The 9,201-nt window shown below is 59.9% G+C and carries 9 protein-coding genes; 6 read left to right on the top strand and 3 right to left on the bottom strand.

Annotated elements, in window-relative coordinates; all coding sequences use genetic code 11:
• The first annotated feature begins 355 nt into the window (after nt 1-355).
• The 6 genes from ACIQ47_RS13065 to ACIQ47_RS13040 all read left to right on the top strand — a co-directional run bounded on the left by ACIQ47_RS13065 (nt 356) and on the right by ACIQ47_RS13040 (nt 5,711).
• Nucleotides 356-1,399, top strand: a complete 1,044-nt coding sequence (locus tag ACIQ47_RS13065) for an ArsJ-associated glyceraldehyde-3-phosphate dehydrogenase (RefSeq protein ID WP_396438533.1) — start codon at nt 356-358, stop codon at nt 1,397-1,399.
• Between the two features lies 1 nt (nt 1,400).
• A complete protein-coding gene (gene arsJ, locus ACIQ47_RS13060) occupies nt 1,401-2,651 on the top strand; it encodes an organoarsenical effux MFS transporter ArsJ (RefSeq protein WP_396438532.1) in 1,251 nt (416 codons plus the stop codon).
• A gap of 23 nt (nt 2,652-2,674) precedes the next feature.
• On the top strand, nt 2,675-3,007 hold the full coding sequence (locus tag ACIQ47_RS13055) for a helix-turn-helix transcriptional regulator (RefSeq protein WP_296293719.1): 333 nt from the start codon (nt 2,675-2,677) through the stop codon (nt 3,005-3,007).
• A gap of 179 nt (nt 3,008-3,186) precedes the next feature.
• On the top strand, nt 3,187-3,477 hold the full coding sequence (locus tag ACIQ47_RS13050; protein ID WP_396438531.1) for a hypothetical protein: 291 nt from the start codon (nt 3,187-3,189) through the stop codon (nt 3,475-3,477).
• Nucleotides 3,478-3,590: 113 nt separating this feature from the next.
• Nucleotides 3,591-5,093, top strand: a complete 1,503-nt coding sequence (ppx, locus tag ACIQ47_RS13045) for an exopolyphosphatase (protein WP_396438530.1) — start codon at nt 3,591-3,593, stop codon at nt 5,091-5,093.
• 93 nt (nt 5,094-5,186) lie between these two features.
• A complete protein-coding gene (locus tag ACIQ47_RS13040) occupies nt 5,187-5,711 on the top strand; it encodes a hypothetical protein (protein ID WP_396438529.1) in 525 nt (174 codons plus the stop codon).
• 21 nt (nt 5,712-5,732) lie between these two features.
• Here ACIQ47_RS13040 and ACIQ47_RS13035 read toward each other — a convergent pair whose 3' ends face one another.
• From ACIQ47_RS13035 to ACIQ47_RS13025, 3 genes are all read right to left on the bottom strand, one after another.
• Nucleotides 5,733-6,194 carry a SixA phosphatase family protein gene (locus ACIQ47_RS13035; protein ID WP_396438528.1) on the bottom strand — a complete coding sequence of 154 codons (462 nt, stop codon included), beginning with the start codon at nt 6,192-6,194 and terminating at the stop codon, nt 5,733-5,735.
• A gap of 5 nt (nt 6,195-6,199) precedes the next feature.
• Nucleotides 6,200-8,284, bottom strand: coding sequence for a polyphosphate kinase 1 (gene ppk1 / locus ACIQ47_RS13030; protein WP_396438527.1), 2,085 nt, complete (start codon nt 8,282-8,284; stop codon nt 6,200-6,202).
• A 131-nt stretch (nt 8,285-8,415) separates the two neighbouring features.
• The coding region (locus tag ACIQ47_RS13025; RefSeq protein WP_396438526.1) for a UDP-2,3-diacylglucosamine diphosphatase at nt 8,416-9,201 on the bottom strand (786 nt) is incomplete at its 5' end.

The following is a 9,201-nucleotide window of genomic DNA, read 5'->3' as shown; positions in this document are numbered from 1 at the left end:
GCCATGCCCGACACCATGCTGGCGCAACCGGGCAGCATGGCCAAACCGGCCAAGCCCAGACCACCGCGCAACAAACCACGGCGTGCAGGGTTTTGCAGCGATTGGGCCAATACGTCTTGGAAATGGGGATTGTTGGAGGTGTTGAAGACGGGATCGTGATCGTGATGCGACATGAAAACTCCTTAAAAATTCAACGATTGAAAGGGCTTTGTGTGACTTCTTGATGTCAAAAAACCCATTTCTGCGAGGGCATCACGCCCACGATGGGGCTGGGTTGCAGACTTGTCATGGTTTTGTCACGCAGAAGTGGCAAAGTCATGACATTGACATTTCCAGAATCATCGAAGGATCCAGCATGAAAGTCGGTATCAACGGTATGGGCCGCATCGGCCGTTTGGCCCTGCGTGCGGCCATGGGTGCGGCAGAGCGCCAGTCGGACGACCCCCGCGCAGGCAACCGCCTGGAGGTGGTGCACCTGAACGAGCTCAAAGGCGGCGCTGCGGCCACCGCGCATTTGCTGGCGTTTGACAGCGTGCAAGGCAAATGGCGCGAGCGCATCGAAGCCGAGGGCGACAGCCTGATCCGCATCGGTGAACGGACCCTCGGCTTTTCATCGCTCGCCAACCCGGCTGACATCCCGTGGGGTGACATGGGTGTGGACCTGGTGCTCGAATGCACAGGCAAGTTTTTGACGCCTGCAACGATTCAAGGCCACTTGGACCGGGGCGCCAAGCGCGTGATCGTGGCCGCGCCCATCAAGGTGGGCGATGTGCTGAACATTGTGGTGGGCATCAACCACACGTTGTACAACCCCGCCAAAGACCGCATCGTCACGGCGGCATCGTGCACCACCAACTGCCTGGCCCCGGTGGTCAAAGTCGTGCACGAAGCCATTGGCATCAAGCACGGCCAGATCACCACCATCCACGACCCGACCAACACCAACTTGGTGGTGGACGCGCCACACAAAGACCTGCGCCGCGCCCGCAGCGCCATGGTGAGCCTGGCTCCCACCACCACCGGCAGCGCCACAGCGATTGCCCTGATTTATCCCGAACTCAAGGGCAAGCTCAACGGCCACGCGGTACGCGCGCCGGTGCTCAATGCGTCGCTGACCGATTGCGTGTTTGAGATGAAGCGCGAAACCAGCGCCGAAGAAGTCAACGCCTTGTTTGCCGCTGCGGCCCAAGGCCCACTGGCCGGCATTTTGGGTTACGAGGAGCGCCCTTTGGTGAGCGTGGATTACGCCCGTGACACACGCAGCGCCATTGTGGACGCGCTGTCCACCTTGGTCACCGACGGCACGCTGCTCAAAATTTATGCTTGGTACGACAACGAGATGGGCTACGCTTGCCGCATGGTGGACTTGGCTTGCCACATGCACGACGTCGGCATCTGAGATGAACGCCGCTGAACGCAATTACGGCATCGTGACCGCCGCCTATTGGGGCTTCACCCTGACCGACGGCGCTTTGCGCATGTTGGTGTTGCTGCACTTTTACAAGTTGGGTTACTCGCCGTTCACGCTGGCCTTTTTGTTCTTGCTGTACGAAGGCGCGGGCGTGCTGGCCAACCTGATCGGCGGCTGGCTGGCCACGCGCTTTGGCATTGCACGCATGCTCACGGTGGGCTTGGTCACGCAGATCATCGGCTTTGGTCTGCTCTCGGCCCTGCAACCCGAGTGGACAGCCGCCATGTCGGTGGCCTGGGTGGTGCTGGCGCAAGGGGTGTGCGGCGTGGCCAAAGACCTGACCAAAACCGCCAGCAAATCGGCGATCAAGATCACGCAAGCGCAAGCCAAGGACACAGGCAACGGCCAATTGTTCAAGTGGGTGGCCTGGTTCACCGGCAGCAAGAACGCCATGAAGGGCTTTGGATTTTTCTTGGGTGGTTTGCTTTTAGAGACGCTGGGTTTTCAGGGCTCGCTGTGGGCCATGGCGGGCCTCTTGGCTTTGGTGCTGATCGGCGTGGTGAGCAGCCTGCCGCCCATGATGGGCAAGAGCAAGCCTTCGAGCTCGGCCAAAGAGTTGTTCGCCAAAAACCCAGGCATCAACGCCCTGGCGGCTGCCCGTGTGGCCTTGTTTGGTGCGCGTGACGTGTGGTTTGTGGTGGGCGTGCCGGTGTTTTTGTACTCGGTGGGCTGGACCTTCACCATGGTGGGCGGCTTTTTGGCGGCGTGGACCATTGGTTACGGCCTGGTGCAGGCCTTGGCACCACAGATCGTACGCCGCAGCGCCGATGGCCTGAGCCGCGAAGTGCCTGCAGCCCGCTGGTGGTCGGCGGTGCTCACCTTCATACCGCTGGGCATTGCCGCGGCCATGTACCTGCAAGCGCCGCAGCTGCAGTGGTGGGTGGTGGGCGGTCTGAGTTTGTTCGGCTTTGCCTTTGCCATCAACTCTTCGGTGCACAGCTACTTGGTGCTGGCCTATGCGGGCTCTGAAAAAGCGGCCGAAGATGTGGGTTTTTATTACGCGGCCAATGCATTGGGCCGCTTCATGGGCACGCTGCTGTCGGGCCTTTTGTACCAGTGGGGCGGGTTGATGTATGCGCTCTTGGGCTCGGCGCTGATGCTGCTTTTGTGCTGGCTGGCCACACTGCGTTTGCCCATGGGCTTGCTCACGCACACAACTGAAAAAGAGGTCACACCATGAACCCCGTTTCTCTTTTCAGCGTCATGGACGAGGACGTGGCCGTCAAGGCCTTGGCGGCGTTGGCGCAAAGTTCACGCCTCAAGGTGTTTCGCGCCATCGTGGGCGCTGGGCCCGAAGGCATTCAGCCAGGGCAGTTGTCTGCAACTCTGGATATTCCCGCCAACACACTGTCGTTTCACCTCAAGGAACTGCACCACTCGGCCTTGGTCAGTGTGCAGCGCGAAGGCCGGTTTTTGCGCTACCGCGCCGACCTGAGCGCCATGCAAAGCCTGATGGACTTTTTGACCGCGCACTGCTGCCAGGGTGTGCCCTGTGGTGATGTGCTCAATCTGGCTTGCGAACCAGGCTGCTGCTGAGCCTGCCCATCGCTACGCAGAGGCTTCACTCCCTGTCGGAGCCCACCCCGTGGGCGATGGGCGTGGCACACGCCCTGCAAGCGATCGACCACGGGGTGGGCTCCTACAAAAAACGGCCAAGGTTAAGCCGCATCAAAGCTGACTCAAAAACCCCGCTCTTTTTAAGCTGACAATCAGCCATGGGTATTTTTGAGCGCTTCTTGTCGATTTGGGTGGCTTTGGGCATTGCGGCCGGGTTGGGCCTGGGCCTGCTGGAGCCCGGCCTGTTTCAGGCTGTGACTGACCTTGAATTTGCGCAGGTCAACCTGGTGGTGGCGGTATTCATCTGGGTGATGATTTTCCCGATGATGTTGCAAATCGACTGGCGCACCGTGAAGAACGTGGGCCAAAAGCCCCAAGGCCTGCTGCTCACGCTGGTGGCCTTGATCAACCGCTGGGCACCGTCCAAGGGCGTGCAGACCGAAGCTTGAGCGAGCACGCCAGGCCCGCTGACCTCGTCAGATAGGCGCCCATGTCATCCGGCTTTCACAATCCGGTCACATAATTCACACTTTGCCCGTCTGCCCTCGCCCCACCCCTCGCCATGCAAACCCATTCCCTGTACGCCGCCATTGACCTGGGCTCCAACAGTTTTCGCCTTGAAATCGGACAGATGGATGCGGGCCAGCTGCGGCGCGTGGAATACATCAAGGAAACCGTGCGCCAAGGCAGCGGCTTGGACAGCGAACGCAACCTGAGCGAAGAAGCCATGGCACGGGGTTGGGAATGCCTGGCCCGCTTTGGCGAACGGATTGCGGGCTTCCAGCCCCAACAAGTCCGGGCTGTGGCGACCCAAACCCTGCGCGAAGCCCGCAACCGGGAGGTGTTTTTGGTCAAGGCCAAACAGATTTTGGGCTTTCCGATCGAGGTGATTGCCGGGCGCGAAGAAGCCCGACTCATTTACCTGGGTGTGTCGCACCTGCTGCCGCAATCGGATGAGCGCCGCCTGGTGGTGGACATCGGCGGGCGCTCGACCGAAATGATTTTGGGCCGGCACGTCACCGCCAGTACGCTGGAGTCTTACCGTGTGGGCAGCGTGGGCTGGTCCATGAAGTTTTTTCCCGATGGTCTGTGGACTGCCCAAGCCTTCAAGGCCGCCGAGATCGCGGCCCTGGCGGTGCTCGACGAGGCCCACATCCTCTTCAACCGCCAGCACTGGGACAAGTGCTACGGCTCCTCGGGCACGGTGGGCGCGGTGTCCGATATCTTGACCCAGGCCGGCTGGCCCGAGGGGCGTGTCACACGCGAGGGCCTGGCTTGGCTCAAAGAGCGTTTGCTCAAGGCCCAAAAGCTGGACAACTTGCGCCTGGAAGGCGTCAAGGAAGACCGCAAACCCGTCATCGGTGGCGGCCTGGCGGTGTTGCAAGCCGTGTTTGATTTGCTGCAAATCGATGAGATGGATGCCGCGCAAGGGGCCCTGCGCCACGGCGCACTGTACGACCTGATCGACCGTGAAAGCCCCCAGGATGTCCGCTCGTCCATGGTCAGCTGGTTGGCCCAACGCTTTGGCACCGATGCCCAGCAGGCCGATCGGGTCTCACGCACAGCCCAGGGCCTGCTGGAAGCCATGATTGGGTCGGGGGCCGACCAGCCCCAAAACGAACGCCAACGCCATTTGCAAAAACTGCACTGGGCCTGCCAGCTGCACGAAACCGGCATGCGCATCTCGCACAGCGACTACCACAAGCATGGCGCCTACATCCTGGACAACACCGACCTGCCCGGCTTCACCCTGGACGAGCTGCATCGCCTGAGCCAATTGGTACTGGGCCACCGGGGCAAGCTGCGCAAGCTCGAGGCCGAACTGCAAAGCACCCGATTCGTGCAGCAACTCATGGCGCTGCGCTTGGCGGTCATTTTGTGCCATGCCCGGCGCGATCCGGATTTGTCGGGCTTGCACATCCAGTGCGATGTGGACAGGCGCACCGCCAGCCTGCAAATGGACAGCGACTGGGCCGAGCTCTGGCCCCAATCGGCGCACTTGTTGCGCGAAGAGAAAAACGCCTGGCAAAAGACAGATTGGGTTTTACAGGTATCGGCGGACTAAATTCCCCGGATTTTTTAGGGTAGATGTCTTGCCGAATAAAAAACAACGGTATAAACTGTATGCACCGTTATTTTTTTTGAAAGTCGATACACCATGAACGACGCCAGCATTTCCTCTGCCCCAAGCGCAAACGCTGCCAGCACCGGCAGCGCCGCATCTTCTGGCAAAGCTCCCACCAAACCTGCTGTCAAGGCAGCTCCCGCCTCCAAAACACCTGCCAAAGCACCGCGCAAAACCGCCGCCAAAGCACCGCAGCGCAAGCCCGTCAAATCGGCCAAGGCAGCGGTGACCCCGCCTGCCGCGCCCGCCAAATCCAAGACCAGCCCGGCCAAGGCGCCTCAGCCCAAAGCCTCGGACAATAAAAATACGGCCGCCCCTGCCAAGGCGTCCAAAGAGAAAAAGATCAAAGTCGTGCGCGACAGTTTCACACTGCCCAAGACCGAGTTGCTGCAAATCACCGAAATGAAAAAACGCGCCATGACTTTGGGCGTGGAAGTCAAAAAAAGTGAATTGATCCGCGCCGGCCTGCAGGCCCTGGCAGGCATGGCCGACACCGCTTTCAAAAAGGCCATGGCCAACGTGCCCACCATCAAAACCGGGCGGCCTGCCAAAGACTGAAGGCGCTGACTCAGGCGCAGCTCACAAGCGCTCAGGACAAGTCACCGCCATCAAAACGGTTTGAGCTTGGCCCTCGCGGATGCGGTGGCGCAGCCACCACACCGCGCCTTTTCGGATGGCGCATGCGGCCTCGGGCATGCCCAGCAATTGCGCCACCATGCCTCCCAGCGCCGGTTGGTGACCTACCAACAAGACCGGGTAACGCGCCTCGGGCCAGCCCGAGGTTTCCAGCACATCCGCCACACTGGCGCCAGGCGACAAGGCGTCGCGGACCTTGTATTTGCGGCCCAGGGCACGCACCGTTTGCTCGGCACGCACGGCGGGGCTGCTGAGCAAACGGGTCCCTTGTGGCAACTGGGCGTCCAGCCAGGCGGCCATGCGCTCGGCCTGTTTGCGCCCACGGGGCGTCAAGGCCCTTTGCATGTCGTCTTCGCCTGGCTCGGCCTCATGGGCTTCTGCATGCCGCCACACGATCAAATCCATGGCCCTCACTCCTGAACAGGCGATGCGTCATAGCGCTGCATCAGCGCTTCTTGGGCCCCAGGCCCCGGTGCGGTCAAGCCGACACGGTGGTATTGGCCATCGGAGGCCAAGTCCCAGGCGTCGCGCCCGTCGTGCAGGTAAGCGATCAGGCATTCATCAATGATGCGCTGGCGCAGCAACGGGTCGGTCACGGGCCATGCCAACTCAATGCGGCGCGTCATGTTGCGGCTCATCCAGTCAGCGCTCGACAGGTACAGAGATTCGTCCTGGTCAGCGCAAAAGTAAAACACCCGCGAGTGCTCCAGAAAACGGCCGATGACCGAGCGCACACGGATGTTGTCGCTCAAACCAGCCACCCCGGCGGGCAACATGCAGGCACCGCGCACAATCAAATCGATCTTGGCACCTTTTTGCCCGGCCGTCAGCAAAGCTTCCATCAAGGGCTGGTCGGTCAAGGCATTCATCTTGATGACAATGCGCCCGGTCGCGCCACGCGCAGCTGCCTCGCCGACCGCCTCAATGCGGGCCTGCATTTGGGCATGCAAATTAAACGGTGCGACCAGCAAACTTTTCATCTTGGGCAAACGGCTTTGGCTTGCCAAGTGCCCAAACAACTGGTCCATGTCGGCGGTGATGTCGGCGTCGGCCGTGAGGTAACTGATGTCGGTGTAAAGCGCAGCCGTGCGGCGGTTGTAATTGCCCGTCGACAGATGGCCATAGCGGCGCAGCACGCGGCCTTCGCGGCGGGTGACCAGCAGCATTTTGGCGTGCGTTTTCAGGCCCACGATGCCGTAGACCACTTGCGCGCCGATCGATTCAAGTTGCTCGGCCCAGTTGATGTTGGCCTCTTCGTCGAAACGGGCCTTGAGTTCCACCACGGCCGTGACTTCCTTGCCCCGGCGTACCGCCTCGCGCAGCAAATCCATCAAGGTGGTGTCGCTGCCTGCGCGGTAAATGGTTTGCTTGATGGCCAACACATTCGGGTCCATCACGGCTTCGCGCAAAAAGGCCAGCACGCCGTCAAAGCTTTCAAAGGGTTGGTGAATCACCACATCGCCCGCTTTGAGCCGGTTAAAAATCGAGCCGTTTTGAGGCAATTGGACCGGAAAGCTGGCTTTGAACGGCGGAAACAGCAAGTCTGGTGCAGGCACCAAATCAATCAACTGCATCAGGCGCACCAGGTTCACCGGGCCATTGACCCGGAACACTGAAGCTTCGGGCAGTCGAAATTCCTTGTGCAAAAATTCTGCCAAACGGGGCGCACAGTTGGACGAGACCTCCAGGCGAACTGCCTGACCATAGTGGCGGTGCTGCAGGCCTTGGCGCAGGGCCATGCGTAAATTGGCGATTTCGTCCTCGTCCACCGCCAGGTCCGAATGGCGGGTGACCCTGAATTGAGAAAACTGCCCGACTTCACGTCCCGGGAACAATTCGGCCAGATGGGCGCGGATCACGCTGGACAAAAGTACAAAAGCCTTGCTGCCCTCACACACCCGGTCCGGCAAGGCAATCACCCTCGGCAACACGCGCGGTACCTTGACGATGGCGATTTCGTTGGACCGCCCAAAAGCGTCCTTGCCCGACAACTGCACAATGAAGTTGAGCGATTTGTTGGCCACTTGAGGAAAGGGGTGCGCCGGATCCAGGCCCACGGGCACGAGCAGGGGCTGCACCTCGCGCTGGAAGTAACTGCGCACCCAACGGCGTTGCTCGGCATTGCGCTCACCATGTGACAACAAACGGTAGCCATGGCGCTGCAATGAAGGCAGCAAATCGTCGTTGTACAAAGCGTACTGCCGCGCCACCATGGTATTGGTTTTGTCGGCAATGGCCTTCAAGCTGTCGTTCGTGTACTGCCCGGATGTGATCGCCTGCAAACTGCCCATCACATGCGGCTCGGCCCGCACCTCAAAGAACTCGTCCAAGTTAGAGGACACGATGCACAAATACCTCAGGCGTTCGAGCACGGGCACCTCGGGTCGGTGCGCCCAATCGAGCACGCGCTCATTGAAAGCCAAAATGCTCAGATCGCGTTGCAAAAACTCCGGTAACAACTCGGAAAAAATGATCTGTGAATTTGAATTGACCATGGCATACCGTTGATGAATTCAAACCATCTTATAAAGCCAATAAGACATTTTGATGACAAAAACGTGACAGTCTAAGGCTTATTTCCCCTCGCCTTTGACCGACATCAAGTAAGACTTGAACAGCGCCAGCTTCAAGCGGGCACCGCCTGAGCGGGCAAGGCGTTGACAACCACTGCCTGACCGGCCCAGTGAATGATTTCCAGGCGACCGTCGGCGTGCTCCACCAAGGCGGTGCGGCTTTCCACCCAATCGCCGTCGTTGCAATACAGGGTGCCGTTCACATCGCGAATTTCGGCGTGGTGAATATGGCCGCACACCACGCCATCAAACCCCCGGCGCTTGGCCTCATGAGCCACAGCCACCTCAAAGTCGCTGATGAAATTCACCGCTTTTTTGACCTTCAGTTTGAGGTAAGCCGACAAGGACCAGTACTCCAAGCCGATGCGCGCCCTGAAGCTGTTGAGGTGACGGTTGAGACGCAAGGCCAGCTCGTACAAATAATCGCCCAAATAAGCCAGCCACTTGGCGCACTGAATCACGCCATCAAAGTGGTCCCCGTGCACCACCCACAACTTGAGGCCTTTGGCCGTGGTGTGTGACGTGTCGTGCAGCACCTCGACACCGCCAAATGCATGGCCCACAAAATGCCGCGCAAACTCGTCGTGGTTGCCCGGCACATAAATCACGCGGCACCCTTTGCGCGCTCGGCGCAATAATTTTTGCACCACATCATTGTGACTTTGGGGCCAAAACCAGCGCCTGCGCAGTTGCCATCCGTCCACGATATCGCCCACCAAGTACAACACATCGCTGGGGTGGTGTTTCAGAAAATCGAGCAAAGCTTCGGCTTGGAAACCAGGCGTGCCAATGTGCAGGTCCGAAATGAAAACTGCCCGCAAACGCTGCCGGCCTGCGGG

Origin of the sequence: Limnohabitans sp., from assembly GCF_044373035.1 — a bacterium.
Taxonomy (GTDB): domain Bacteria; phylum Pseudomonadota; class Gammaproteobacteria; order Burkholderiales; family Burkholderiaceae_C; genus Limnohabitans_A.
This window is presented reverse-complemented; position numbering and strand designations above follow the sequence as displayed.

What these genes read in the sequence shown, in the direction of transcription:
- ppx (WP_396438530.1), top strand. Translation starts at nt 3,591, where the DNA reads ATGCAAACCCATTCCCTGTACGCCGCCATTGACCTGGGCTCCAACAGT.
- ACIQ47_RS13040 (WP_396438529.1), top strand. Translation starts at nt 5,187, where the DNA reads ATGAACGACGCCAGCATTTCCTCTGCCCCAAGCGCAAACGCTGCCAGC.
- ACIQ47_RS13035 (WP_396438528.1), bottom strand. Translation starts at nt 6,194, where the DNA reads ATGGATTTGATCGTGTGGCGGCATGCAGAAGCCCATGAGGCCGAGCCA.
- arsJ (WP_396438532.1), top strand. Translation starts at nt 1,401, where the DNA reads ATGAACGCCGCTGAACGCAATTACGGCATCGTGACCGCCGCCTATTGG.
- ACIQ47_RS13050 (WP_396438531.1), top strand. Translation starts at nt 3,187, where the DNA reads ATGGGTATTTTTGAGCGCTTCTTGTCGATTTGGGTGGCTTTGGGCATT.
- ppk1 (WP_396438527.1), bottom strand. Translation starts at nt 8,284, where the DNA reads ATGGTCAATTCAAATTCACAGATCATTTTTTCCGAGTTGTTACCGGAG.
- ACIQ47_RS13055 (WP_296293719.1), top strand. Translation starts at nt 2,675, where the DNA reads ATGGACGAGGACGTGGCCGTCAAGGCCTTGGCGGCGTTGGCGCAAAGT.
- ACIQ47_RS13065 (WP_396438533.1), top strand. Translation starts at nt 356, where the DNA reads ATGAAAGTCGGTATCAACGGTATGGGCCGCATCGGCCGTTTGGCCCTG.